Source organism: Thiothrix nivea DSM 5205, assembly GCF_000260135.1.
GTDB classification, from domain to species: domain Bacteria; phylum Pseudomonadota; class Gammaproteobacteria; order Thiotrichales; family Thiotrichaceae; genus Thiothrix; species Thiothrix nivea.
On sequence record NZ_JH651384.1, the window covers coordinates 1,912,770 to 1,939,538 of the forward strand.

Here is a 26,769-nt window from a genome sequence, read left to right on the forward strand (position 1 = left end):
CATGTAGCCCAAACCACTTTTATAGCAATTTTGTGTAATCTTTACCATCCTTGTTATCCTTTTCGGACAAAAACATTAGGATTGGGATGGGTTTTGTGCGGGCGTGGTCAGTCGCGTTTGGTATCCATTCGAAAAAGTAACAGTTTGTCTACGTTGCAAAATCCGACTAAAATGGATTTAAATTCCAGATTGGTCGGATTTCATGTACATACATCGCACCCTCGAACAAACCATCCAACAAGTCAGCAAGACCTTTCCCGCCCTGCTGCTCACGGGCGCAAGGCAGGTCGGCAAAACCACGCTACTGGAAAACTGTGCACCGGAAGGCTACCGCTACGTCACCCTGGATGACCCCGAGCAGGCTGCCTTGGCGAAAACTGACCCGGCTTTGTTCTTCCAACGTCACCCGCCGCCAGTGATTGTCGATGAAATCCAGTATGCTCCTGAGTTGTTCCGCGCCATCAAACTGATCGTGGATCGCGACAAAAAGCCGGGGCAGTTATGGCTGACCGGCTCGCAGAAATTCCATCTGATGCAAGGCGTTACCGAAAGTCTGGCCGGGCGCGTGGCGGTGCTGGATTTGACAGGCTTGTCGTATGCGGAAATCAGCCAACGCGCCGAAAAAGTTCTTCCCTTCCTGCCGGGTCAGCACTGGCTGGATGCCGCGCGGAAGCGGGCAGACAAGCCTTTGACCTTGCCGGATGTTTACCGGTTGATCTGGCGCGGCAGCTACCCACGGATTGCGCTTGACCCCGAAACGCCGCGCGACCTGTTCTATAACGCCTATATCCAGACCTATCTGCAACGCGATGTACGCGATTTGACCCGTGTCGGCGATGAACGCGCTTTTCTGCAATTCCTGCGCGCCGTGGCCGCCCGCACCTCCCAATTACTCAACTATGCGGATTTGGCGCGGGACGTGGATATTGACCAGAAAACGGCGAAAACCTGGCTGTCGATTCTGGAAACCTCGGGCATCATTTTCCTGTTGCAACCCTGGCATAACAACGTCAGCAAGCGCCTGCTCAAAACCCCCAAGCTGTATTTTCTGGATGCGGGACTGTGCGCCTACCTGACCCAATGGTCATCGCCGGAAACCCTGGAGGCGGGTGCGATGAATGGAGCCATGCTGGAAAACTGGATACTGATGGAAATCCTCAAAAGCTACTGGCATAACGGTTTGCAACCCAGCGTCTGGTTTTACCGTGATAAGGACAAGCGTGAAATTGACCTGCTGCTGGAGCAGGATGGCAAACTGCACCCGGTGGAATTCAAGAAAACGGCCAGCCCTGGTCAGTCAGCGAGCAAACATTTCTCCGTGCTGGAAAAACTAGGGATTGAGGTTGGGCATGGCGCTGTGGTGTGTTTGAAGGAGGTAGATGTACCATTGTCGCGGGAGGTGGATGCGATACCGGCAGGCTATTTGTAGTAAATACATTTAATTTACTTAAGTTTATGAAAAAACAAAAATACCTATCTTTTTTGTAATCCCCCTCCAATTAAGATACATTGTCAAAACGAAATTAACTGTTTATAGGTTTTCCGATGAACCTGCGCCACATCACCCTCCATCAGCTCCGCCTGTTCCACAGCCTGGGCAAGCACCTGTCGTTCACCCGCGCGGCAGAGGAGATGCATTTGTCGCAACCGGCCATGTCGATCCAGATCAAGCGGCTGGAAGAAAGCGTGGGGATGCCGCTGGTGGAAAAGATGGGCAAGCGCCTGTTCCTCACCGAAGCCGGGCGCGAACTGTTCGAAGCCTCACGCGATGTGCTGGATCGTCTCAAAGTCCTCAACGAAGACATGATCGGCATGGAAGAAGGTGTGAAAGGCCCGCTCAATCTGGCGGCCATTACCACCGCCAAGTATTTCATGCCACACCTGCTGGGTGCTTTCATGCGCGACTACCCCGGTGTGGAGCCGAACCTGACCATCACCAATCAGGCCAAAGTGGTCGGGCGGCTGGAAGAAAACATGGACGATCTGGTCATCATGGGCACCATTCCGGAAAACATGGAGCTGGAGGCGGAATACTTTCTCGACAACCCGCTGGTAGTGGTCGCACCGCCTGATCATCCGCTGGTTGGCCGGAAAAACATCCCGCTGGAACGCATTGCCGAGGAACGCTTCATTTCCCGTGAACTGGGTTCCGGCACCCGCGAAGCCCGTCGCCGCCTGTTCGCCGAACACGGGCTGGAAAGCAAGGCGTATATGGAACTGGGCAGCGGCGAAGCCATCAAGCAGGCCGTCATGGCAGGGCTGGGTATTTCCGTGCTGTCGATCCACAACCTGCGGCTAGAGCTGGAAGCCGGGCTGGTCGCCGTGCTGGATGTGCAACACTTCCCACTGGTGCGCAAATGGTATGCGGTGCACCTGAAGAGCAAAAAGCTTTCCAACACCTCGCGTCGTTTCCTCGATTTTCTGCTGCACGACGGGGCGCGTTTGTGGGAGGAAATCAATGAAACCCAGCTGGTATGCGCCAGCAAACTGGCCAAGGTGGCAGATAATGCCGCTTACAAAACGACCTACACCCTTTCCTCACTCTCTGACCGGGCGTTGAACTGATGGATAATGTCAAACTACGTGTGTATTCCTTCATCGACTCGCTGCAACCGCAGCTGGCTTCTTATCTGGCAACCTCTTCGCAGGGTTTTCTGCCGATCCCCGGCGATGCCTGTTTGTGGGTGGAAGTCGCGCCCGGTATGTCGGTGCATCGCCTCAGCGACATCGCCCTCAAGGCGACCAACGTGCGCCTCGGCCAGCAGGTGGTGGAACGCGCGTTCGGCAGCATGGAAATCCACTTCCGCAACCAGAGCGAAGTGCTGACGGCGGGCGATGCGATCCTGTCCGAAATTCACCATTCCATCGAGGATCGTGCGCCCTGCCGGATTGCCTGGAAAGAGATCATCCGCGCCATCGCGCCGGATCATGCCACCCTGATCAACCGCCAGTTGCGCATGGGTTCCATGTTGCTGCCCGGTAAAAGCATGTTCATTCTGGAAACCGAGCCTGCCGGTTATATTGTGTATGCGGCGAATGAAGCCGAAAAAGCCGCGCATGTGACACTGGTGGACATGAAAGCCTTCGGCCCGTTCGGGCGGCTGATCATGATGGGCAGCGAGGCCGAAACCGCGCAGGCGATGTATGCCGCCGAGCAAGCGATTGCCGTGCTCAACCAGCGCGCCAACGGACGCTTACCAACCTGACTTCTGGTGGGCGGCGCTACAAATCCATAACAAAAAAACTGCGGACTTTTGCGGTGGTTCTGCTTATGCTGGCCTGATTTGCCCGCAACAGAAACCCTTATCGCAACTGCAATGCCTGCCAATAACACCCCCGTATTGCTTCTGGTCGAAGATGACGCCCGCCTGGCTGCCCTGATGCAGGAATATCTGCAACAGGAAGGCTTCCATGTCACGGTGGAAGCGCGCGGCGACACGGCTGCGAACCGCATCCCCGCCGAACAGCCCGACCTGGTGGTGCTGGATGTCATGTTGCCGGGGCTGGACGGCATGTCGGTGTGCCGTCAGGTGCGCACTGCTTACGACAACCCAATCCTGATGCTGACCGCGCGGGATGAAGACATCGACCAGGTACTGGGTTTGGAGCTGGGCGCGGATGATTACGTGGTCAAACCGGTGAAACCGCGCGTACTGCTGGCACGAATCCAAAACCTGCTACGCCGCCAGGAAAAGCTGCTGGCGCAAACCGGCCAACGCCTGTGTTTCGGCGACTTGAGCATTGACCTGCAAAGCCGTGATGCGACCCTGGCCGGTGAACCACTGGTATTGACCACACAGGAATTCGACCTGCTTTACCTGCTGGCCAGCCAGGCGGGCACAATCCTGAACCGTGACGCCATCCTCAATGGCCTGTCCGGCATCGACTACGACGGGCTAGACCGCTCGGTCGACATCCGCATCGCCCGTCTGCGCAAGCGTCTAGGGGATAACCCGGCGCAACCGCGCTATATCAAGACAGTGCGCAACCAGGGGTATTTGTTCCTGACATGAGTCGCCTGTTCCTCACCTTGTTTCTGCTGATGCTGCTGGTCGTGATTGGCTTCGGCATGAACATCAATGGTGTTGCGAAGTATCTGTTCAATGGCACGCTGGAAGCACTACGCGAACAGCAAATGGGGGGCGTGATCAGCCTGCTGGAAAATGAAATACGCGGGCTGGATGCCCCTCAACGCCAGCAACGCCTGGCTGATATACAAGCCATGTTCCGCTATGAGGTTTCCCTGTTGCCCATTGCTGAAATGGAGTTGTCCGCCAGTGAACAGCAGCGTTTACGGAATGGCGAATTCGTCAACAGGTCACACGATCAGGCCGAATTCAGTTACCACCCTGCCCATTTGCCCGGCATGGCCTGGCGCTTGCAATTGGATTACACCCTGAGCGAAGGTGACAGGGATTTTCTGGTCGGCCCGCTGGCGTTGGTGGAAAAACTGCTGGCTGCTGCGCCACCTGCGCAATGGTCGGCAGTCGTGGCGGAAAATGCCCAACATTTCGGTATTCCTATCCAGTTACTGACCGTACAGGCGGTGCAGGAAAACCAGTTGCTGGATGAGAAACAACTGGCGCAGTTACAAGCCGGGGAAATAGCCATGCGCTTTCGCCACAACAACCTGGAATACGCCTTCAAACGCCTGCTGGACAGTGATCAGGTGCTGCAAATCGGCAGGATCGAAGTGCCTTGGATGCTGGATAACTCCATCTATTTTCTGGTCGCCCTGCTATCCATGTTGCTGGGAACCGCCATCTGGCTATGGCTACATCCGCTGTGGCAGGATTTGCGCAAACTCAGGCAGGCTGCTGACGGCTTTGGGCAAGGCAATCTGGCGACCCGTATCGACATTTCCCGCTTCTCATTCGTGAAAAGCATACTGGAAGCCTTCAACAGCATGGCCAGACGCATCGAGCAACTGGTGACTTCCCACCAGACGCTGACCAATGCCGTGTCGCATGAATTGCGCACACCCGTTTCCCGCCTGCGTTTCAGTCTGGAAATGCTGGGCAGCACCCACGACGAAACCGATCGCCAGCGGCATTTGCAGGCCATGAATACAGACATTGATGAGCTGGAGGAAATGCTGGCCGAGCTGCTGACCTATGCACGCATGGATCGGCAAGGCATCAGCCTGAACAAGACGCCGTTGGTGTTAGGCGAATGGTTGGAAGAACAAATCCACCGCAACCAGCAGGATTGCCAAGCTATCCGCATCCATGCTGAAGGCGTGGGTTTGCCCACAGCCCCCGTGACGGCCATGGATGCAAGGCTGATGACCCATGCCCTGCGTAATTTGCTGCAAAACGCCTGCCGCTACGCCAACCAGCAGATTCAGGTGGTGTTTGCGTATCGTGACGGCAAACATGAATTACGGGTGGAAGATGACGGTTGCGGTATTCCGGAGAAACATCACGACAGCATTTTCGATCCATTCACCCGTGTGGATGCCAGCCGTGACCGACGTTCCGGCGGCTATGGGCTGGGTCTGGCGATAGTCCGGCAAGTCATGCACATGCACCAGGGCAACGTGACCGTGGGGCATTCACCGCTGGGTGGGGCGCAATTCGTGTTGCGCTGGTAAGCTACAAACCAGCAACATTTCACCAACAGACGCCGACATCGCAGCGCTTTAGCATGGTTCCTGTCATTAAACAAACGAGGACAACACCATGCGATATGTATTTCTATTGTTAGCGATGTTAACGCTGAGCGCGTGCAGCTATACCCCCGAAACCCTGCGCAATGCCTACCACAACCTGGGCAAGGATTACGCCAGGGAACTCAAGCAAATGAGCAGCTTCACAGCACAAGAACAGGCGCAGATTGACGACTTCGGCATGCAAATCCAGCAATGGCACAAGCAACAGAAACTGCCGGGTTACGCCAACACCATGCAGGAACTAGCCACTTCATTGAAGACGCAAGGCGCAATCCCCCGTAACCAGCTGGCGAATTTTATGGATTTGCTGGAAGGTTACCCGCATTTCAACGAAGCCCGCGAGGTCAACCTGCACCTGGCAGAGCTGGCAAGACAATTGAGGGAACCACAATACGCCCAGATTGCCGCCCAATTACGGGAAGACCGGGCAGATCAGGAAGAATCCCTGCAAGCACTGAGCCCACAGAAACTGCTACGCCAACGGGTCAAAGCCGTAAACAACTTTGCCGCTTTCGTCGGCGTGGAACTGACCCCGGAACAACTAGCGCTGGTGGAACGCCATTTTGCCGACCTGCCGGATCAGCGTACCGATGCCATCACCACCAACCGGCAATGGACGGAAGGTTTGCTTGCCTTGCTGGAAAAGCGCAACCAACCCGACTTCCCCGCGCAATTCGCCCGCCACATGTTGGATGACAACGACGCCCGACGCTTGCGGCAATATGCGCCTGCCACCGCGCAGGAAAGCCGTCAGCGCGTACTGGCCATGCTGGAAGACCTCATCGCCAGCCTGAGCGCCGGGCAGAAGGCAACCCTCGCAGGCAAACTCCAATCCATCGCCGATACCTTCAACGGGCTGGCAAGGTAATCTTGTTCCCACCGTAGGGGCAGACCTCCGTGTCTGCCCTGCCCGGCTCCTGTCAACGCTCCAGCAAATAACCTTCGCGCATTTTCACAAAATTCAGGAACACGTCTTCAAAATCCTCCACCACCGAGGTTTTGACCGCCTCCTGCGCCAGCAAGGCATCGCTCCACACCTGCATCCGTTCGCTCATTTGCAGGTCGACGCCGAAATGTTTCTTCACCAGCGCCAGACGCATGAACAACGGCGCGTACACACAATCCACCAGTTGCAGGGAGGAACCGGCGAAGAACGGGCCTGCTGCCGCCAGCTCCCCACCCACCCGCTGCAAACCGTTCCGTAATGAATCATAGGCTTCGTCAAACGCAGCCGCGTCCTTGGCACTCAGCATGTGGAACTGGCGCGTCACCAGTTCGGAGCAGAACTCGACCCAGGCACGGTGCTGTGCCTTTTGCAGCGGATCAGCCGGGTGCAAGGAGGGCGGATATACCTCATCCAGGTATTCGAGGATAACGGCGGACTCAAACAACGGCTTACCATCCACCAGCAACACCGGCACCTTGCCCAGCGGGGAAATGGCGCTGAACCAGTCGGGCGGCTCATGCGGGTTGATATGGGTAAGCGTATACGCAACGCCCTTTTCATTCAGGGCAATGACCGAACGCTGCACAAACGGGCAGACTTTGAAACTGACCAGTTCCAGCTTGTTGGGTTGGGACATGGGAAAACCTCCTTTGGCTACGGCAAGGCACAACTATACACCAAGGAGAGGATTGTAGGGGGAGGGAGCGGCTGCAAAAGGAAGCCCACTTAACAGGTGGGCTAAAGGGGGTAACCATAAATGCGGTGGTGGCCGGGGACGGAATCGAACCGCCGACACGGGGATTTTCAATCCCCTGCTCTACCAACTGAGCTACCCGGCCAACTGAGGGCGCTATTACAGCGTTTTGGCCGAATGTTGTCAAGAACTAATGTGTCAGATTTGTGTCTGCTACAATCCAGCTTGATTATCCACTGGTAAGAACAGCGACCCTGAACACATGGACTCCCACGGTCTGGTTTTATTTCTTTTCACCCTGGCGACGATTGTCGGCATTGTTTTCTTCGCCCGCTGGCTGAGCCGTTTCCTGCTGCGTTTTGAATTGCCGCCGGATACCCGCCTGCTGATCCTGATTTCTTTCGTCGGTGTGATCCTGGTCGCCAGCCTGAATTTCCTCTGGCAGAAAAGCGCCAGCCGCCAACCCGAGCCGCCCCCCAATACCGACAAGCACGACCCAACGTCCCAACAACCCGCCAAGGAAACCGACCTCGACACCTACGAAAGCACCGCCTACCCCGACCTGTACGGCCTGCGCCAAGACATGATCAAACAACTGGATGAACTGCACACCTTCTTCGCCAACGTCAGGTCATGGGCAAAGACAATGCCCGCCCAACGCCCTTTCCTGCAAACAATCATCAACATCCGCTGGGAACGCAACCAGCAACTGCGCAAGGCATACCAGGAAATCGACCGCAGCCGCCGCGAATTCTGGTTGCATTACCGCACCGGCGAAGACCGCTACGTGCGGGAAATGTTCGACGAGGAAGCCGTGCGCCTGCAAAAGCGCATCCAGAACGGCTTGGGCGACAGCCACAAGTTCCAAGCGGAGGAAGCCGACGCCATCAGCAAACAGGTACGAGCCTGCGTGGATTTGCTGAAAGCCACCAAACTGGCCAAGCCCAAAAAAGGCCAGGCTTACGATTTCCTGCCATACACAGAACAAAACCGCCAAGTATTGGTGGACATCCTCACCCGCAAGCAGGAAAACGGCATCCTCGCCAATGTGACGCAATTGCACAACCTTGAAAACCAGATCCGCGACAAACTCGCTTACATGCTGCAATACCGCAAGGTCAACACTGACCTGCTGAGTGAAGTCAATGACCTGATCCGCATCTGGAACGAAGCGCTGATTTATGCCCAATACGCGCAGTACCGCGTCCTGTTTGGCGTCGAAACGCTGGACATCCTCGAACGGCTGGGCATTTCCCCGGAAAGCCGCGATTACGCCCGGCTGCTCAACCAGCTGCGCGAGCTTGCCCCGCAAGTGGTGACGGATGCAGATGAGGAACGCAAAACCGCCGCTTACAGCTACAACCCGGACATCGACCACAAATACCGCAAGCCGTAGCAATGCTAGAACACCAATTCAAATTTCACCGCTTTCAGGAATGCCTGTTCACGTTCCAGATCGGCCAGCAACAGCGGCTTTTTCCCACGCACATCATCCAGAAACTGCACCTCCATGCGGTTCTTGCCTAGCTTGAGGCGCTCGATGCGCGGGGCGGCTTCCTTGTGGGAACGGTGCAACAACACAGCCAGCCGCAGCAACACGCTCAGGTACAACGCATTCTGATAATGTTCCGCATCCAGCAACTCAAACAGCTTGCTGGAAAGTTTCTGCCGGTGGGTGCGCACCAGCACGCTCAGCCAGCGCTGTTCCTCGGTGGAAAACCCTGGCAAATCCGCATTCGCCAGCAGGTAGCCGCCGTGCTTGTGGTAGCTGCTGTGGGAAATCGCCAGCCCCACCTCGTGCAAATCGGCAGCCCAGCACAGTAACTGGCTCAGGTGACCAGGCAGTTTCCAGTCATCCCGGCAGCGGTTAAATAATTTGTGTGCAGTTTTCTGCACCGCTTCCGCATACGCCTGATTGACCTGGAAGCGCTGTTGTAAAGCACGCACGGTCTTGTCACGGATGTCGTCGTGCTGGTAACGCTCCAACCGGTCATAGATCAAGCCTTCACGTAAAGCGCCATCCGACACATACATACGGTCGATTTTCAGCGCCTCAAAGGTAGCAATCAACACAGCCAGCCCACCGGCAAACACCGGCTTGCGTTCATCGCTTAACCCGGCCAGCTTGAGCTTGTCGACATGCCCGGCATCGATCATCATGTCGCGCACCTTGTACATGTGTTCCAAGGTGATGCCGTAGGGCGCGAGGCCAGTTTGCTGGATAACCTTTTTCACCGCGCGGATAGTGCCAGACGCACCCGTGGCCGATTCCCAACCAATTTCCCGGTAAGACGCCTTGATGGGGCGCAGTTCCAGTTGCGCCGCCGTGATGGCCTTGTCCCAGCAAGCTTTACCCAACTTGCCATCAGGGAAAAACGCGCGGCTGCTGCTGACGCAACCCATGCGCAGGCTTTCCAGATGCAGCGGCTCGAAACCTTGCCCAATGATCAGCTCGGTACTGCCGCCACCTATGTCCATCACGAAACGTTTGCCTTGCTGATCCCTGGCCAGCGAATGCGCCACCCCGAGGTAGATCAGGCGCGCCTCTTCGCGGCCACTGATGACAGCAATGGGATGCCCCAGCGCCGCCTCAGCCAAATGCAGGAAATCACGCGCATTCCTGCTCTGCCGCAAGGTATTGGTGCCAACCGCAGCCACATTGTCGGAAGGGAAATCACGGATGCGCTCGCCAAAACGGCGCAGGCAATCAACCGCCCGCTGTTGTGCAGCTTTGCCGAGATTGCCTTTCGCATCCAGCCCGCCGCCCAGGCGCACGGATTCACGCAGGCGATCCAGCACATTGACCTGCCCGAAAGCGTCAATCTGCGCGACAATCATGTGGAAACTGTTGGAGCCGAGGTCAATCGCCGCCAGCTTGTACGGTGCTTGCCCGTCTGTCATGTTTACCCCCTGGGAACTTAACCCAGCGCCATAATGGCGTCGACTTCCACTTCTGCGCCACGCGGCAGTGCAGCAACCCCAATGGCTGCGCGCGCCGGATACGGCTCGGCAAAAAACTCGGCCATCACCTGATTAACGATCGGGAAGTTGCCCAGGTCAGTCAAGAAAACATGCACTTTCACGCAATCATCCAGCGTCCCGCCCGCCGCCTTGGCAACAGCAGCCAGATTGCGGAACACCTGCCGTACCTGTCCGGCAATATCCCCCTCCACCATCTGCATGGTCGCCGGAACCAGCGGAATCTGTCCGGAAAGGTATACAGTGTGATCTACCCGCACGGCCTGCGAATACGTGCCAATCGCCTGGGGGGCGTCAGGCGTGGAAATGATGGTCTTGGTCATTGGGGTCCTTATTTCGTCAATTTGCTTACATTCAACACATTGGGTATACGTTTTAGCTGACGGATGACTTCTTGTAAATGCTCCATATCATCAACCTGCAAGGTAAAGGCATCCTGCTTGACCCGGCCTTCCCCGCTGATTTTCAGGTCGACAATGTTCACGTCCAGACTGTCGAGGTGTTTGGTAATCTGGCGCAACATCCCCTTGATGTCCCTGACGTCCACCACGATGCCCACCGAAATTTTCTCGCCATCGCCACCCTCACCGCGTTCCGGCAAGGCATCGTGCTGGCGCAACCAGGAGCGGATATTGGAACGCGCCCGGCTGGTCTTGACGAAATTCAGCCATGACACATGGGGAGTCGCCCCCTTGCCAGTCAGGACTTCAATCTTCGCCATGGTATTGGGCAAGCGGCTGCGGGGTGTTAGCTTGCGCCCATCGACTGTACCACCCTTGCAATGATGCCCGATTTCGGTGTGTACCGCGTAGGCAAAATCCAGCAACGTCGCCCCACGCGGCAGCTCCTTGACATCGCCTTCCGGGGTATAGGCGTAGATTTCGGTCTGGAACATGTCCGCCTGCATGTCGGCGTAAAACTCATCCGGATTCTGCGCCTGGCTGTCGAACGCCTTGATCTGCTCCGACCACTCGTCAAAAACAGCCTGGGTGTAGGCGCGGGTTTCCGGCCTGCTCCACTGTGACGCCAAACCAAATTGCGCCATATCGAACATTTCCCGCGTTTGGATCTGGAAACGCACCAGTTGCCCGCTGGAAGCCGTCACTACGGTCTGTAGGGACTGGAAGCCATAAGCGCGGGGGGCGGCAATGAAATCCCTGACCATGCCCATACGTGGTTTGAAAATCTCGTGGATGATACCCAACGCTTGGTAACATTGCGCCCGCTCACCAACCTGCACGCTGATTTCCAGCAAATCACATTGTTGTTTGAAATCCACTTTACGCTGGCGGCACTGCTCATAAACCCGAAACAGGTTCTTTTCCCAAAACACCACATTACTGCCGGGAATCGCCGCCTCCAACGCGCCCGAGATGCTGTAATACACTTGCTGGTGCTTTTCCTCGTTTTCCGTCAAATACTTTTCCAGTGCGGCTTCCATGATACGGCTGCGCCACGGGTAAAGGTTCTGGAAACACAACCATTGCAGCTCACGGCGGATCTTGTTCATCCCCAGGCGGCGTGCCAGCGATACATAAATCCGGGAAGTTTCTTCTGCCACCCGGCGGCGCTTGTCAGGCAACACATTCCCCAAGGTTTTCATGTTGTGCAAGCGATCCGCCAACTTGACCACGACCACACGGAAATCGCCGGTCATGGCCTTCATCATCTTCTGGTAACTGGCAATCGCCACCGCCTGTTTGGTCGGCAGGCTATCATCGCGTTTCAGCTTGGTAACGCCATCCACCATCCGGCCTACCGCCAGGCCAAAACGCTCAACAACCTCCGCAACCGTGCGCTCAGTATCTTCTGGCACATCATGCAGCAGAGCGGCGCAGATGGTATCGGCGTCCAGATGCAATTCCGCCAAGAAGCGGGCAACTTCCAGCGGATGGGTAATATACGGGGTCTGGTCAGCACGTTTCTGGTCACCATGCGCCTCAGCAGCAAACAGGAAGGCGTCATAAACCTTGCGGTGATCCTCTGCTGATGGCATATAACGCTCGACCAGCTGCATCAGGTCGTTGGAACGGAAAATGGGCGGCGGTTTGGAAGGCGGCATGACTGAAGAATCCTGAAAACCCTGATCGTCAATATTCACATGGCCGCTTACCTGACCATGCCCCGACCACGGCGACCCGTGTCCACAATCGTCCGGAGGCAGCCCGTGGTAAAAATTGTCTTCTGACATATTAATAACCTCCTTCCAAGCGGATCAGGACTAGCCACAACAAAACGCTGTCTGCGTAACGAAAAATGCCCGCTGTTTACTAGCGGGCATTTTCATCTGCATCAGTCTTCGGGCATGTGGGTGGTAATCACGACAGGCTTCTGGTTTAACAGACCGTCAGCAATTTCGCGCAGGGCAATCACGGTCGGCTTGTCACCCTCTTCATCCAGCAACGGCTGGGCACCGTGGGAAATATCGCGGGCGCGCTTCGCCGCTTTCAATACCAGTTCAAAATGGTTTTCCACATTCTGCAAGCAATCTTCTACCGTAATACGTGCCATCGTTGTTCCGCTTTTGAAAATCAATTGAATTACATTAAGCCGGATTATGACCGAGGTCAACCCCGACCCAAACCGTTAACCTAGCAAATCTGCCAGTCTAAGGCTTTTGCCATCCCCTTGTATATGGCTTATTTCGGCGAGGAAAAGTTCCGCAGTGGCAATGGCATCCTGCAAGGCATCATGCGCCCCGTAACGCGGCAGGTTGTAATGCTGGCGCAAATTCCCCAAGCGGAACTGGTTGGGGATAATAACCTGCTGGGCACGCTCACGCAGGCGCTTTTCGATTGCCAGCGTATCCAGCATCAGCAGCGGCAACTTCCGCCCATAGACACGTTCCATCGCTGCTTGCAGGAACGTGCGCTCGATATGCTCGAAATGCGCAATCAGCACCTTGCCGGTCATGCGCTCCACCAGCTCATGCAGGGCATCGTGCAGATGAATGCCCTCATTCATCCGGTCGTCAGTGATCTTGTGCACCACCACGGTTTCAGGCGGCAACGGAAAATTCAGCTTGACGATACGGTGGATACAGCGCCCCATCTGCACGCGCCCCTGGCGGATTTCCGTGTAACCCATACTGAGGATGGCATCCTTACGCGCATCCAGCCCGGTGGTTTCAAAATCCAGCACCAGATAATCCACATCCCATGCCGACTGCTTTTTGTCGGCGAAAGGGGTTTGCAGGTAATGGCGGGCGACCGGGTGTTCCACCTTCGGCAGCAGGCGCTGTTTCTGGGCTTCGGGGGAAAACCAACGCCACAGCATCAGCGGAACCGGTCAGCCTGATAGCGGGTAGCCATGCTTTCCTGCATGGTCGACACCACTTCAAAGGCATCTTTCAGATGGCGGCGTTCCAGCGCGGAAAGCTCTTCCGGGGGCACGTAGTTGTTCGGCTTCTGGCCATTTTCAATTTGCTTGGCCTGATGTTGCAGGCGTACCATGCTGATGAATTCAAAGGCATCGCGCAAGTCGTTGATAGTCCCTTCCGTCAGGACACCCGCCGCGCCAATCGCGTCCAGCCGCTCCCAGGTATTGATCGGCTCCAACCCGCCCGCCAGCGCATACAGGCGCGCCATGTCGATGACCGGCACCACGCCGCGTTTTTTCATGTCCATGCCTTTTTCTGCGCCTTCATCATGGCTATCTTTGTCCAGCACAAAACCACGGAAGAAACCCAGTGGCGGTTTGTGGCTCAGCACATTACCGGCCATGAATGCCTGGAACAGGGTTTGCACTTTAGTCATCGACAGCACTTCCGCCTGCAAGGTAGCCAGCAAGCCCTTATCACCATGCAGGCAACGCAGGTCGAAGAAAATGCTGGCATACATCAGCGCCTTCGGTTTCGGGTTCTCAATCCAGTCGGTGAAATAACCACGCCACACCGATAACGGTTGCCGCCACTGGTCGTTGGTCGCCATCACATCACCGGGGCAATACACATACCCACACGCATCCAGCCCATCGCTGACATATTTGGCTACATGACGGAAATACGCGCCGTGTTCGGCCTCGTTGTAGTCATCCGACAGGATCATGCCGTTATCCTGATCCGAATGCGCGGTTTGCTCCCGCCGTGCCATTGAACCGGCGACGATGAAAGCATATGGGATAGGCGGTGCGCCAAACTTTTCTTCCGCCAGCACCAGCAAACGGCGGACGATGGCCTGGCCGATGGAAGTCACCGCTTGGCCGATGTCATTAGCGGGCAGGCTTTGCCTGACCAGGCTCACCAGCACTTTCGGCAAGGTCTGGCTGAGTTCCGCCAAACGCTCAACGCTCTTGGCGGCAAACACGTCGCCGACCAGATAAATGGCATTGTGGCTCTGGCTGCGCAACAGGTCGGTAGCGGAAACCACCCCCACCACATCAGCGTTTTCCACCACTGGCAAATGGCGGATATTGCGGCGCGCCATCAGCAGCAAGGCTTCGGACGCCTGATCGCGTGGCGTCAGGGTCAGCGGTTTGGGCGTCATGATGCCGGATACCGGCTCTTCGACATTACGGCCTTCTGCCACCACGCGCTTGCGGAAATCCACATCGGTAACAATCCCGCACAAGCTGCCGTCAGCTTCGGTCACCATCGCGGTCTGGGCATTGAATTCGTTCATCTGGCAAGCAACCTGACGGATGCTGTCATCCTTGCCCACCAGCATCGGCAGTTTCATCAGGTCACGCACATGCATGGCCACCAGGGCGAAACTGTCACCACCACGGATTTCCTGGATGGCGCTGCGCAGGCGTTCCGGTTTGCGGTCGGAGAAGTATTTGCGTACCTTCTCGAAACGTTCCATCACCCTCTGGAACAGCTCGGCAGGAACCGCGTAAAACAGCGTATCCTCAATCGCCTTGACCGTCATGCTGACAGTGCCGCCGCGAATAATGGAACGGTAACCCACCCAGTCGCCCTCGGAAAAACGCCCGTAGAGCTGCCCATTTTCCAGCAACACCTCCACCGCGCCACTGCGGATCAGCAACACACGTTCATTGCGTTCACCAATTTTCAGCACCTCAGAGCCACGGCGGGCATACTCAATTTCTAGCCCCATGGTGACCTCATTGAGGCAATCCAGCGGCAACTCCGTCAGTGGCGGGCATTTGGCAAGGTAATCACGAATCTCAAGCTGCTCAACTTCCATCAGCATTCAACCTTCAAAACTGGGCCGGAATTTCGGCGTAGGAAACCCGCCCGGTCTGCGCCAGCGCCATGCGCACGGCGGTCGGGTGAGGCTGCAACAACTTGGCGGGGAATTCCCCAAACCATGTCTCCCCACCGGCTGGACGGTCGATGACGACATGCTGCTCCTCTTCGCCGTAAACCAGCGCGAGTTGCACCCCCCTGAGGGGTTGGTTGGCACGGATATCAATACGCACCAGATCGGGTGCGCTGGCCTCCCCACGCATCATGGAAACCTGCATGTCTTTATAGGAAAGCTTACACTGGTTGGTCGCCAGCAAACATTGACCTTCGGCAACTAATTGCTGCATAGCAACATCTTTTTTCTGGGTGGGCTTGTCCTTGTTCAACCACAAATCCATCATCCCCCAACCGCCAATCAGCATGAACGGGGCAACCATGATCGCAATACGGCTATGCAGGCTCAGGCCGAAGAACCATTTCAACATACCAACACTCTCTCTCCACGCTATTCTTGTGCATGACAGCATACACGATCCGGCAGGGAAATCAGACCATTATGTTTAGGAAAAAACAATCACCACAAAGACCGGGCTTGCCACAATTTTTGCTTTGTAACAAAGAAACAGCCAAAATCAGACGCTGAAGCATACCTTGACCTACACGGAGAAAAGATGGATTACCGCAGGACATTGGCGGAACTGGAATCGCAAGCTGTAAAATGGTGGCCTAAAGCACTGGAAGCAGAAGTCGCCAGCCAAAGTGCTATCCAACTGCTACTGGCAACCCAGGACAAATTCCTAAGCATCCTCAAGCTGTCGGGCAATACGCCTGAGCAGATTTTCTCCGTACTGGAAGCATCAGGGATGCCCGCCAACCTGTTCCTGAAACATCTTGTAACACTGGCCGATTATGGTGGGGAGGCCATTCAACGGCTAGGGCGTGAATTCACCACCATTTTTCCTATGGATGCCAGTGGTCGGCACTACTTTGAATACTTCCGCAACGGTAAAAGCTATCGCCATACCTTCGCAGCACTCCCACTCAAAGGCTTGGGCAACAGCAAGCTTTACCTTGATGGCGTTGCCATTGCCAAACCTGTAGGGCTGAACCCACTGTACCAAGACATGACCATGCTCTTGCTGTACGCCGCCACATCCGAACAATCGCATCTGGCAGCATTGGAAAAGTGTGAAATTGGTATGTTGTTGGGCGATGATGCTGCCCTCGACAAATATGTACGTGAAAAATATATCCATGTAAGCCGCATTACGACAGGTGCAAACACCAACACGCTAGGGCAGATTGCCCAACGCTACGTAGCAGACTTGCTTACGCAATACCTCCCAAGCCACTACAACATTACCCGCAATGGCAAAATCCCACTGAGAGGTTATGAAAAACCTGATGGGATGCCGTTCGATGTTGTCATCAGCCTGAACGGCAAAAGTGTTGGTGTTGAAGTCAGCTTTCAGGTCACCACCAACAGTGTCATTGAACGTAAATCCGGGCAAGCTGATACCCGTCAGCAACTCATGCACCAAAATGGGCACAAGATTGCTTACGTATTGGATGGAGCGGGCAACTTCCAACGTTCATCGGCAGTAGGAACTATCTGTCAGTTCAGTGATTGCACGGTTGCTTATTCAGAAGCTGAAATGGCAGTTTTGGCGGATTTTATCCGGGAGACGGTGGCATGATGCGGTTTGTAGATTTGTTCGCCGGCGTTGGAGGAATCCGCCTTGGTTTTGAACAGACCATGCAGGAACTGGGGATTCCCCACCAATGCGTGTTATCTTCCGAGATCGACAAGTTTGCCCAGGAAACTTACGCCCTGAACTTTGGCGAAATGCCACAAGGCGACATTTACGGCATCCGCCAATTCCCTGAATTTGATTTCCTGTTGGCTGGCTTCCCTTGCCAACCGTTTTCTTACGCAGGCAAACAACAAGGCTTTGGCGATACTCGCGGTACGCTGTTTTTTGAAGTTGAGCGAATATTACGTGAGCATCAACCCAAAGGATTCCTGCTGGAGAATGTGCGCGGCTTAACCACCCATGACAAGGGGCGGACATTTAAAACTATCCTCCAACACTTGGAGGCACTAGGTTACGGGGTGGAATACCTGTTATTGAATGGCTCCAGTTTCGGCATACCGCAAAACCGGGTAAGAGTTTATATTGTCGGTGTTTATCAGGGAAAACCACGCCTATCTCTACAGTCGGATTTAGGGGCAGCAGACTCCCACAAATTCAAGGACAAACTGACCCAATCCAGCCTGTTTGACAGCCATTACCCTCTACAGGTCGTGCGTAACATCCTTGAGCCTAACCCTGACCGCAAATACGATTGCTCCGAAGATTTTACAACACGCCTGTTACGCATGGTCGATGGCAAAGCGGAGAATCTGCACGGCATCCGCATGATTGACCACCGCAATGGCAATTCCATCCACTCATGGGAACTGGGCATCAAGGGGGAATGCAGCGACGATGAAATTGCCTTTATGAATGCCCTGATTGCCAACCGCCGCAAAAAACACTTTGGTACGGAGCAGGACGGTAAAAAACTGACACTGGATCAGATCAAAACGTTCTTTAACCCCCCTAACCTACACAGTATCATGCGCGGATTGTTGGACAAGGGCTACCTGAAAGACCATGGTGGCAAATTCAACCCGGTGGCTGGCAATATGTCATTTGAAGTATTCAAATTCCTTGATCCGGACAGCATTTCCATCACCTTGGTCAGCAGTGACGCCCATAAACTGGGGATAGTACACAATGGCCGGATACGGCGAATTACCCCCCGCGAATGCGCCCGCTTGCAGGGCTTCCCAGACAGTTTCATCTTGCACCCGCAAGATACCAATGCCTACCGGCAATTTGGAAACTCAGTATCCGTACCCGTCATCAAGGAAGTCCTGCTGGATTTATTCCGGGGTGCAGGCCACCAAATCAACCGCCAGACAAAATCCTTGAGCCAAGCGGCTTGAAACAACATTACAAGCAATCAATAACCTGATCCGGAGTGATTTTCCGCAAGCAATCCAGATGCCCCAGCGGACATTCCCGCTTGAAACAGGGGCTGCATTGCAGACCAAGATACAGGATTTGGGCGTTGGCGCTCAGCGGCGGCGTATAGGTTGGGTCTGAAGAGCCATACAAGGCAACCACAGGCGCGCCAACAGCAGCAGCCACATGCATCAAGCCGGAATCATTGCTGACCACCTGATCGGCCAGCGCCAGCAGGGCAAGCACTTCCTGCAAACTGGTTTTGCCCGCCAGATCAAGACATGCCGGTGAATTAACCGTACTGGCAATCTGCGCGGTAACAGGCGCATCCTTCCCGGAACCCAACAAAATGACTTCCCCACCCTGCGCAATGTGATGGCTGGCAACTTCGGCGAAATACTCGGCGGGCCAGCGTTTGGCTCCGCCATATTCAGCACCTGGGCATAGGGCCAAAAGAGAAGAAACCCCTCCTAACCTCCCCTTATCAGGAGGGGAACCGAGCAGCACGCCATCTTTGGCTCCCTCCCCTGATAAGGGGAGGGCTGGGGAGGGGTTTCTGCGCAAAAACTTTTGCCGCGTGTCTGCTTTTTGTTTCTCGGTCACCCGCAGGCGCGGCGGGGAAATCTCAGGCGGCAGTTGCGCATCCGCTGGCAAACCCAGCGCGACAAAGCGCTGTACAGTCATGGTCAGTACTGATTTGTCCAGTGGGCGCAGATCATTCAACAAACCGTAGCGCATTTCCCCCCGGTAGCCAGTCCGCAGCGTTGCCTGCGCCCAGAACGGTATCAGCGCAGACTTGAGGGAGCGCGGTAGCACAATCGCCCAGTCGTAGGCCGTTGCGCGCAGTGATTCACCCAACCGATAGCGGGTTTTCAGTGCCAGCTCGCCGTGTTGCAGGGGCATCGTGATGGCGAAACTGACTTCCGGCATGGCGGCCAGAATCGGCTTGCTCCAGGCTGGGGCAAGTACATCAATTTGCAAAGCGGGGAAACGTTGCTTCAGCGCCATGAACAGGCTTTGCGCCATCACCATATCGCCGACCCAAGAAGGGCCGACAACCAGGCAGCGCCGGGGGGCAAACGGCATTGCGTCAGTCAATCAGCCGGTAAAGCGTGCCGCAGTAAGGGCAGCGGGCTGTCTTGTCCGCACTGCTGTCAATTGCCAGGAAAACCCGTGGATGCGAACACCACAAGGCCGTTTCATCCGTGGGGCAATGCAACGGCAAAGCTTGCCGTTTTACCACCACTTCGCGGCTTTCGCCCAACCGTTTGTAATCAGCAATACTGGGTGCAGGTGCGGACATGATGCCTCCCTCGTTTTAGCGTTAGACGTAAGTCAGCCAATGACGGTATTTTTCAACACGGCCATGCACAATGTCAAAGTACAGGGATTGCAGCTTTTCGGTCACCGGGCCGCGCGCACCTGCGCCGATCGGGCGGCGATCCAGTTCGCGGATCGGGGTAACTTCCGCCGCTGTGCCGCTGAAAAAAGCTTCGTCAGCGATGTACACTTCGTCGCGGGTGATGCGCTTTTCACGGATCTCGATGCCCAGCTCATTGGCCAGGTACATCAGGGTCTTGCGGGTAATGCCATCCAGCGCCGACGTCAGGTCAGGCGTGTAAATGACCCCATCCTTCACCAGGAAGAAGTTTTCGCCGCTGCCTTCGGCCACATAGCCTTCCGCATCCAGCAACAGGGCTTCGTCGTAGCCATCTTCCAGCGCCTCACGCAGCGCCAGCATGGAATTCATGTAATTGCCGTTCGCCTTGGCCTTGCACATGGTGATGTTGACGTGGTGACGGGTGTAAGAAGAAGTCTTGATGCGGATACCCTTTTCCATGTTTTCCGCCCCCAGATAAGCGCCCCACGTCCAGGCCGCGACCATGGCGTGCACTTCAAGATTATCAGCACGCAGCCCCATGCCTTCGGAGCCGTAGAAACACATCGGGCGGATGTAGGCAGAATCCAGCTTGTTTTCCCGCACTGCCGCACGCTGGGCTTCATTCAGCTGCGCCTTGCTGTAAGGGATGTTCATGCGCAGGATTTTGGCAGAATTGAACAAACGGTCGGTATGTTCCTGCAAGCGGAAAATAGCAGTGCCCTGGTCGGTCTTGTATGCCCGCACACCTTCAAACACGCCCATGCCGTAATGCAAGGTATGGGTCAGAACGTGTGTCTTGGCATCGCGCCATGGAACCAGTTCGCCGTCCAGCCAGATCAGGCCATCGCGGTCAGACATTGACATTGCTTATCTCCACTGATCAAAACGAAACGGAAAGCATACACGCAGTGCTGAATTGTTGCCAGTACGCGGCACTACCCCATTAGGGCAATCGGCAGAAATAATCGTGATCAGCAATTTAAGGGCAAAAATAGTGACTTTTGCGCGGCTTTGTCAGCCTTTGCCGCCATGGCTGTCGGTTTCTGACAGCATTGACATTGACGTTATCTAGAGCGCCACTCGCGCAATAAGATAAATAAACAGATGAATCAGTGGCTTGGAATTATTTTCAGGAGTTGGCACAAGCGTTGCAAACTCCCTTAGCGTCAGAACAGCGTAACAACAAGAATTTATCAGCAAGCCCCAAGAGGTAGAGAGTAGGCTTAACCATACATAACAATAAAATGCCTGACCATGCCTCGACTCCTCTAGCCCTCGCCCCACAAAGGCGGGGGTTTTTATTTGCAAGCCACGCGTGAATATTGCCTGATAAGGCGCAACACTGTCTCCAGTTGACCCTGCGGAGTGTGGAAATGTGGCGATAAACGGACACCCCCACCTCGCAGTGCGCAAAATACCCCCTTTTCCTGCAAATATCGGAACAATCCATCGGCATCCCCGCTGACCGGGCGCAGGGTGAGAATCCCCGAACGCCGTTGCGGGCGCAGATCACTGAGGATTTCGATTCCCGATATTGCCCGCAAACCCGCCAGCAGGTAATCCATATTGCTGGCAAGCTGCCGCCAGACTTCTTCCATGCCCATGTCCAGCAGCAAACCAAGGCTGGCATTGAGGGCATGGATGCCCAACATATTGGGGCTGCCGCACTCGAAACGGCGGGCGTGCGGGTACGGCGTGTAACTTTCCGCGCTGTAATCCGTCATGCCTGCCGCCATGTGCCAGCCGTATTGGCCCAGGGTAAGGGTGTCGGCCAGTTCGCGGCGCACGTAGAGCAAGCCTAGCCCTTCCGATGCCAACATCCATTTGTGCCCGTCGGCAGCGACGAAATCGGCGTAGATGGCTTGCACATCAAACGGCATCATCCCCAGTTGCTGGATGGCATCGACGCAAAACAGGATGCCATGCTGGTGGCAAAAACGGCCAACTTTTGCCAAATCCATGCGCAAGCCGTCGGCGTATTGCACGGCACTGATGCTGAGCAGGCGGGTACGCCCATCGCATAGCGCCAGCAGTGCGTCTTCCGGCTCGCCTGCGCAGGTAGCGAGGTCAAGCTGGCGGAATTCCACCCCTTTGCTGGCCAGCGAAGACCAGACGAAACGGTTGGAAGGGAATTCCTGACGGATACCGACCACGTTATCCCCTGTCCGCCAGCCCAGACCGTAGGCAACGAACGACAACCCTTCCGAAGTATTTTTCACCAGTGCAATATCGTCGGGCGAGGGGGCATTGAGCAAGCGTTGTGCTTTTTGCCGCAAATCCTGTTCCACCGCCAGCCATTGCGGGTAACGCAGCGAACCCTGGCGGGCATTTTCTTCGGCAAACGTCTTGATGGCATCCACCGTCACTTGCGGCCAGGGGGCAACCGCAGCGTGGTTGAGGTGGATCAAATTGGCGTGGATGGGAAATAGCTGGCTGGAGTCGATCATGGCGGCACATCCGGGTTTGCAATGTTAAGCAGAGAGTTTACCCGCATGTCATGGCATTGCCCAACTTGCCACAATTGTCAGGCCAACGCTGAACACCTGATGAAACTGTCAGCACCTGACGCCCAAGCTGTCGCAAACTGACATTTCTCAATTTGTCACCCCAGCCAGAAATCCAAATATTTTATTTTAATTTCAATAGGATAAACAACAATCACCCTGCTTGGCATAGCCGTTGCACTATTATTCTTGTCAGAAACAGCGAAACAACAAGAATTTATCAGCAAGCCCCAAGAGGTAGAGAGCAGGCTTAACCATACATAACAATAAAATGCCTGACCATACCTCGACTCCTCTAACCCCCGCCCACAAAGCGGGGGTTTTTATTTTGCAGGCAATCAATCTGGCTTTAATCCGAACCCGAATCCCGCGTCCGCCCCGCCAGCTTGCCGTAATAGTTGGCGGAATAGCTGAAGTAGGCTTTTTCCTTATCCGTCAGCGGGCGCGCCATTTTCACCGGGCTACCCACGTACAGATGCCCGCTTGCCAGCACCTTGCCGGGGGGAACCAGGCTGCCCGCGCCGATCATGACTTCATCTTCCACCACCGCACCATCCAGCACGATTGCGCCCATGCCGACCAGGCAACGGTTGCCGATGGTGCAGGCGTGCAGTACCGCACGGTGGCCAATGGTGACTTCATCGCCGATGAGCAGCGGGCGGCCTTCCGGGGTGGAGTATTCACCGCCGTGGGTAACGTGCAACACCGCCCCGTCCTGCACATTGGTCAGCTTGCCGATGCGGATGTGGTTGATGTCGCCGCGCACCACTGCCATCGGCCACACCGAGGAGCCTTCCCCCAGCGTGGTTTGCCCGCTGACATACGCCATTGGGTCGACATAAGCGTCGGGATGAATATCGGGAATATGCTCTTCAAATGCTTTAACGGTCATATTGCGGCTCCAAAGGCAGGCGTTTCATCAGGTAGCACAGGCAATCCTGGCGGATGATGGTTTCATCCAGCGTCAGCATGGCTGGCATCAATGCTTGTTTGAGTTCGATACTGTCGTTTGTGCGGATGAAAAAATGCTCGCTAACGTCAACGTCTTCATCGTCCCAGGCTTGCAGGCTTGCATCAGGGTGACAGGTGCTGGCAAATGCGGTTCCCGCCGACAATTCCGAAAAATTGTAGCGGTCGAGCGCAGGCAGCAGGTGGATGTCGGCCTCCGGGTTGCTGAAACTGAAACTGTGTGCTTCCGGCAAGGTGACACGCGCCACAGTCTGGTAGATGTTCACATCCTGCGGTGGTAGCGGATGATCGGGCAGTTCCTGTAAATGCAAAGCAGCGTCAAGGAACTCCAGCACATGTTCAACGCCTTGCGCCACGCCGGGTTTACCGCATTCCACCGTGACAGAAGGGCAATATTGCGCCATTGCCATCGACTGCACACCACGTGGCGTTTCAAAGAACACCACGATGTTGGAAAACAGCCGCGCCAGTTGTAATGAACGGTTGTCAAGCACGTTGATGCAACCGTAATGCGGGTTCTGGCCGGTATTGTTGTGCACGTCGATGCTAGCGAACAGCCCCTTGTCCGCCATGCTGTCAGTCACTTGCCGCATCAGTTCAGCTTCCTCGCAATCATCCAGGTCGCCACCCGGCCACACGCGATTGTAATCAGGCTGGCCTTCCAGCCGCCGCATCCCGAAGGTCGCCGCTTCTATATTGCCGAAAAATACTGACAACGAACGCGGTAACGGCTGCTCCTGATACTTACGCAGCAGTTGCTGGATGGCAAAAAAGCCGGTGTCTTCATTGCCATGTAGCAGGATGGAAACAAACAGGGGCGGTGCGCGTTTGCCCTGCAAGTGCAGCAGGGTCGGGTTCGGCATCAGGGCATGCAGTCCGTAGGGGCTTTTCAGCCCGAAAAAACCCGCCGGGAGGGTGTCAATTTCAGTCAGTTTCAACATGCAGGTATCCATTGGTTTATCCGCAGGGGCAGGCCCCCGTGCCTGCCCTTCCTGCCTGAAAGAGGGCAACCACAGGGGGTTGCCCCTACAGCGTCCAGGTGTGGACAGGCGTATGAGTATGCTGCAAACGGGCGTAATCCAGCAACAGGCGCCCAATATCGCCTTGCGTGCGTTGCAAATGGCGTTGCTGCCACACCGCGCCGGTTTGCCCGGTTTCAATGCGGGCAGCGATAATGCCGAGGTAATGGCGGATGTCGGTTTCATCAATACCGAGTTGTTCCAACCCTTCCGCCGCGATGGGCAGCAACTCATCCAGTATCAGCCTGGGGGCTTGCCACTCCTGCTGGTTCCAGCGCAGTGCGGTTTCCAGCCCCAGGCGGGCGGCGTTGTAGAAGTTTTCCCGCGCGGTGGCGAAAGCCATCGGTAACGGTTCGCCTGTGCACAGTTGCGCCCCCAGATATTGGGTCAGGCCGTAAAACAGCGCCGCGTTGGCCAGCATATCCGGCACGCTGGGGCCTGCGGGCAGGCTACGGTGTTCGATACGGATATGCGGCGTGCCATCCGGGTCGAAACCGACCAGCGGGCGGTTCCAGCGCCAGGTGACGCCGTTGTGCAGGCGCAAATGGGCGAAGCGGTCGGCGGGCTTGTCCAACAACATCGGCAATAGCACCGGGTAAATGTCGAGATTTTCCTGAAAGCATTCGGCAATGCTGTTGTCGGCGAAACCGGAGCCGAAACTGACCCTTGCCGGGTATTCACGCCCCGCATCAACGGCTTGCTCAAACACCGGGATGCGGGTTTCCTGCCACAGCGAATGCCCGAACAGGAACGGCGAATTGCCCGCCACCGCCATGATCGGCCCGGAGACAATCATGGCGGCATTGTAGAAATGGTGCGCCGTTGCCGCCGCCACCTGCATGTGTACCTGGAACGAGGTGGTGGCTGCCTCCAGCATCACGCTGTCATGCTGGATGTACAAGGATTCGCGACCATCGATTGCCAGCCGCAGCGGACGCCCGTGGCGCGCCTTGAGGATTTCAGCGTTAAGCGCGTGATAGCGGTTGGAATCGGTCATGGTTTGCAGGCAAAAATCACCCTGCCTGCAACTGGGCAGGATACCAATCAGCAGCAGTTGCGCCCCCACTTGCCCCGCCGCGACGTAAGCCTGTTCCAGCAGTGTTTGCAGCGCCTGCCCGAAATCACGCAGGGCAGAAGCCGTCAGCGGGCGCGGTGGTGTGTTCAGCTCAATATTGAATTTCGCCAGCTCGGTGGTGGCCAGCGGGTTATGCAGGGCGTGCAGGAAACGGGTATTCAGCGGCGCAGGGCGGAAACGCGCATCGGTCAGCCAGCCTTCCAGCTCAAAACCACCCACGGCAGCCTGACTGGAAAACCCGCCATCAGCCAGCATGTCAACCAGCAGACGGGTTTCGGTGCGCAAGCGGGCAGCATATTCGCGCCAGTCTGCTGGCGTGAAATGGTCTGTGGCGATTTCCTGACCCATGTGTGCCTCCCTGGGTTTAGCGCATTGTTAGCAGGCGGCTGTCTTATCCTCCTCGCTGGGCGGCAGTTGCAGGAAGAAGCCGTTTTCCTGCATCACCCGGCGGATTTCAGGCGCTTCCACTGCCAGCATTAGCTTGCGTTCCGCGCCCAGTTCAAAGTCGAAGGAAAACTCCGGCTCACCAAAAATTTTCAGCAACACCCCAGGCACCCGTTCAAAGTTGCCCTTTTCCGGCAGAAACAGGAAGGAACCGGGTTTTCTGCGGCTGCGGTAAACGTAGCACTGCATGGTTTCAGTTTTCCCCCTTACGGGCCATGACGGCGGCGGAACGGATGTCGGCCAGCTTGAGCACCAGGGTGACGGAACCGCTGCCAACACGCTCTTCCAGCTCAATGGCATCAGCGGTGGCGCTGAGCACCTTGCCTTCGCGGCGACGCCCGTCATGCTGGGTAATGCGCACGTACTGACCGGCATGGTCTGCCAGCTGACCGACGGCAATATCCTGAAAGCCTACGTGGTACAAGGCAGTAGCAGGCAAATCCTTGGTGACGGCTGGCAACGCAGGTTGCGGCTCAGGCGTACTGGGGGCGGATGCAACCGCTGGCGGCGCCGTGGCGGCTTCAGGGGCTGCCGGAGTACGCGCCTGCGCGGGAATTTCAATGGTGTGGGTAACCGCTTCCGCTGGCGGCACAGCTGTTTCCCCTGTGGCTGATGCCACTGTCGGAGCAGGCGCATCTACACCCAGTACTTGCGCACGTGCATACACATGCGTACTGGCACCTGCAAACCAGGCCACCAGCGCCAACAATACCCCAATGAAACCGGTAATGACCCAGCCTGACACCTTGTGCCAGAGGGAAGGCAGCGCCAACACATTCAGACCCGGAACCAGCGCAACCAGTCCCGTGACCGGATGGCGCTGGAATCCTGATACCACCACAAACAACCAGGCTATCACGAACAGGAGCAAACCCAGTATAAAAGTGCCCAACAATACATATTCCATGCTTTTCTGCCGTCTTTCGC

26 protein-coding genes and 1 tRNA gene are annotated in these 26,769 nt (G+C 56.0%); 9 read left to right on the forward strand and 18 right to left on the reverse strand.

The features are described 5' to 3' along the window. Positions 1-202 precede the first annotated feature (202 nt). The 6 genes from THINI_RS09525 (at position 203) to THINI_RS09550 (ending at position 6,539) form a co-directional block, all read left to right on the forward strand. Positions 203-1,429: an ATP-binding protein gene (locus tag THINI_RS09525; protein ID WP_002708383.1), complete on the forward strand. Its 1,227-nt coding sequence runs from the start codon at positions 203-205 to the stop codon at positions 1,427-1,429. 116 nt (positions 1,430-1,545) lie between these two features. After that, entirely contained in the window at positions 1,546-2,565 is a 1,020-nt protein-coding gene (locus THINI_RS09530; protein ID WP_002708384.1) for a LysR family transcriptional regulator, read from the forward strand. Further along, a complete protein-coding gene (locus tag THINI_RS09535) occupies positions 2,565-3,206 on the forward strand; it encodes a BMC domain-containing protein (protein ID WP_002708385.1) in 642 nt (213 codons plus the stop codon). Before THINI_RS09530 ends, THINI_RS09535 begins: the two co-directional genes overlap by 1 nt. A 111-nt stretch (positions 3,207-3,317) precedes the next feature. After that, positions 3,318-4,013 (forward strand): response regulator, encoded by a 696-nt coding sequence (locus tag THINI_RS09540; RefSeq protein WP_002708386.1) that lies wholly within the window; start codon positions 3,318-3,320, stop codon positions 4,011-4,013. Continuing rightward, a complete protein-coding gene (locus tag THINI_RS09545; protein ID WP_002708387.1) occupies positions 4,010-5,593 on the forward strand; it encodes an ATP-binding protein in 1,584 nt (527 codons plus the stop codon). The genes THINI_RS09540 and THINI_RS09545 overlap by 4 nt, the downstream gene beginning before the upstream one ends. A gap of 88 nt (positions 5,594-5,681) precedes the next feature. Then, positions 5,682-6,539 carry a DUF6279 family lipoprotein gene (locus THINI_RS09550; RefSeq protein WP_002708388.1) on the forward strand — a complete coding sequence of 286 codons (858 nt, stop codon included), beginning with the start codon at positions 5,682-5,684 and terminating at the stop codon, positions 6,537-6,539. A 52-nt stretch (positions 6,540-6,591) separates the two neighbouring features. Here the strand turns inward: THINI_RS09550 and THINI_RS09555 are convergent, their stop codons facing one another. Continuing rightward, entirely contained in the window at positions 6,592-7,254 is a 663-nt protein-coding gene (locus THINI_RS09555) for a glutathione S-transferase family protein (RefSeq protein WP_002708389.1), read from the reverse strand. A gap of 126 nt (positions 7,255-7,380) precedes the next feature. Then, positions 7,381-7,456, reverse strand: a tRNA-Phe gene (locus THINI_RS09560). A 117-nt stretch (positions 7,457-7,573) separates the two neighbouring features. Between THINI_RS09560 and THINI_RS09565 the strand changes: the two genes are divergently transcribed. Next, on the forward strand, positions 7,574-8,707 hold the full coding sequence (locus THINI_RS09565; RefSeq protein ID WP_002708390.1) for a hypothetical protein: 1,134 nt from the start codon (positions 7,574-7,576) through the stop codon (positions 8,705-8,707). A 5-nt stretch (positions 8,708-8,712) separates the two neighbouring features. Here THINI_RS09565 and ppx read toward each other — a convergent pair whose 3' ends face one another. The 7 genes from ppx to THINI_RS09600 form a co-directional block, all read right to left on the reverse strand. After that, complete coding sequence (gene ppx, locus THINI_RS09570) at positions 8,713-10,212, reverse strand: exopolyphosphatase (protein ID WP_002708391.1); 1,500 nt, start codon at positions 10,210-10,212, stop codon at positions 8,713-8,715. Positions 10,213-10,229: 17 nt separating this feature from the next. Beyond that, positions 10,230-10,613, reverse strand: coding sequence for a RidA family protein (locus THINI_RS09575; protein WP_002708392.1), 384 nt, complete (start codon positions 10,611-10,613; stop codon positions 10,230-10,232). An 8-nt stretch (positions 10,614-10,621) separates the two neighbouring features. Beyond that, positions 10,622-12,481: a RelA/SpoT family protein gene (locus THINI_RS09580; RefSeq protein ID WP_002708393.1), complete on the reverse strand. Its 1,860-nt coding sequence runs from the start codon at positions 12,479-12,481 to the stop codon at positions 10,622-10,624. Positions 12,482-12,582: 101 nt separating this feature from the next. Continuing rightward, positions 12,583-12,801, reverse strand: coding sequence for a DNA-directed RNA polymerase subunit omega (rpoZ, locus tag THINI_RS09585; protein ID WP_002708394.1), 219 nt, complete (start codon positions 12,799-12,801; stop codon positions 12,583-12,585). A 75-nt stretch (positions 12,802-12,876) separates the two neighbouring features. After that, positions 12,877-13,566: an exonuclease domain-containing protein gene (locus THINI_RS09590; RefSeq protein ID WP_002708395.1), complete on the reverse strand. Its 690-nt coding sequence runs from the start codon at positions 13,564-13,566 to the stop codon at positions 12,877-12,879. Further along, positions 13,566-15,443: a DUF294 nucleotidyltransferase-like domain-containing protein gene (locus THINI_RS09595; protein WP_245536608.1), complete on the reverse strand. Its 1,878-nt coding sequence runs from the start codon at positions 15,441-15,443 to the stop codon at positions 13,566-13,568. The genes THINI_RS09590 and THINI_RS09595 overlap by 1 nt, the downstream gene beginning before the upstream one ends. Positions 15,444-15,450: 7 nt before the next feature. Next, positions 15,451-15,924: a hypothetical protein gene (locus THINI_RS09600; protein ID WP_002708397.1), complete on the reverse strand. Its 474-nt coding sequence runs from the start codon at positions 15,922-15,924 to the stop codon at positions 15,451-15,453. Positions 15,925-16,110: 186 nt separating this feature from the next. Here THINI_RS09600 and THINI_RS09605 point away from each other — a divergent pair, with 186 nt between their 5' ends. Beyond that, positions 16,111-17,136, forward strand: a complete 1,026-nt coding sequence (locus THINI_RS09605; RefSeq protein WP_002708398.1) for a hypothetical protein — start codon at positions 16,111-16,113, stop codon at positions 17,134-17,136. After that, on the forward strand, positions 17,133-18,431 hold the full coding sequence (locus THINI_RS09610) for a DNA cytosine methyltransferase (RefSeq protein WP_002708399.1): 1,299 nt from the start codon (positions 17,133-17,135) through the stop codon (positions 18,429-18,431). The genes THINI_RS09605 and THINI_RS09610 overlap by 4 nt, the downstream gene beginning before the upstream one ends. A gap of 7 nt (positions 18,432-18,438) precedes the next feature. On the opposite strand, the gene waaF is transcribed toward THINI_RS09610, so the two are convergent. The 9 genes from waaF to THINI_RS23355 form a co-directional block, all read right to left on the reverse strand. Continuing rightward, a complete protein-coding gene (waaF, locus tag THINI_RS09615; RefSeq protein ID WP_002708400.1) occupies positions 18,439-19,536 on the reverse strand; it encodes a lipopolysaccharide heptosyltransferase II in 1,098 nt (365 codons plus the stop codon). Between the two features lie 4 nt (positions 19,537-19,540). Continuing rightward, positions 19,541-19,753, reverse strand: coding sequence for a zinc-finger domain-containing protein (locus THINI_RS09620; RefSeq protein WP_002708401.1), 213 nt, complete (start codon positions 19,751-19,753; stop codon positions 19,541-19,543). Between the two features lie 21 nt (positions 19,754-19,774). After that, a complete protein-coding gene (locus tag THINI_RS09625) occupies positions 19,775-20,695 on the reverse strand; it encodes a branched-chain amino acid transaminase (RefSeq protein WP_002708402.1) in 921 nt (306 codons plus the stop codon). Positions 20,696-21,129: 434 nt separating this feature from the next. After that, a complete protein-coding gene (locus tag THINI_RS09630) occupies positions 21,130-22,278 on the reverse strand; it encodes an aminotransferase class V-fold PLP-dependent enzyme (RefSeq protein WP_002708403.1) in 1,149 nt (382 codons plus the stop codon). A 406-nt stretch (positions 22,279-22,684) separates the two neighbouring features. After that, positions 22,685-23,227, reverse strand: coding sequence for a gamma carbonic anhydrase family protein (locus THINI_RS09635; protein WP_002708404.1), 543 nt, complete (start codon positions 23,225-23,227; stop codon positions 22,685-22,687). Then, complete coding sequence (locus tag THINI_RS09640; protein WP_002708405.1) at positions 23,217-24,245, reverse strand: M14 family metallopeptidase; 1,029 nt, start codon at positions 24,243-24,245, stop codon at positions 23,217-23,219. The genes THINI_RS09635 and THINI_RS09640 overlap by 11 nt, the downstream gene beginning before the upstream one ends. An 85-nt stretch (positions 24,246-24,330) precedes the next feature. Beyond that, on the reverse strand, positions 24,331-25,746 hold the full coding sequence (locus tag THINI_RS09645; RefSeq protein WP_002708406.1) for a glutamate-cysteine ligase family protein: 1,416 nt from the start codon (positions 25,744-25,746) through the stop codon (positions 24,331-24,333). Between the two features lie 27 nt (positions 25,747-25,773). Then, positions 25,774-26,031: a YcgL domain-containing protein gene (locus THINI_RS09650; RefSeq protein WP_002708407.1), complete on the reverse strand. Its 258-nt coding sequence runs from the start codon at positions 26,029-26,031 to the stop codon at positions 25,774-25,776. A 4-nt stretch (positions 26,032-26,035) separates the two neighbouring features. Next, the gene (locus THINI_RS23355) at positions 26,036-26,749 is read right to left on the reverse strand and encodes a hypothetical protein (protein WP_002708408.1); all 714 of its coding nucleotides are present in this window, start codon (positions 26,747-26,749) and stop codon (positions 26,036-26,038) included. Positions 26,750-26,769: the final 20 nt, after the last annotated feature.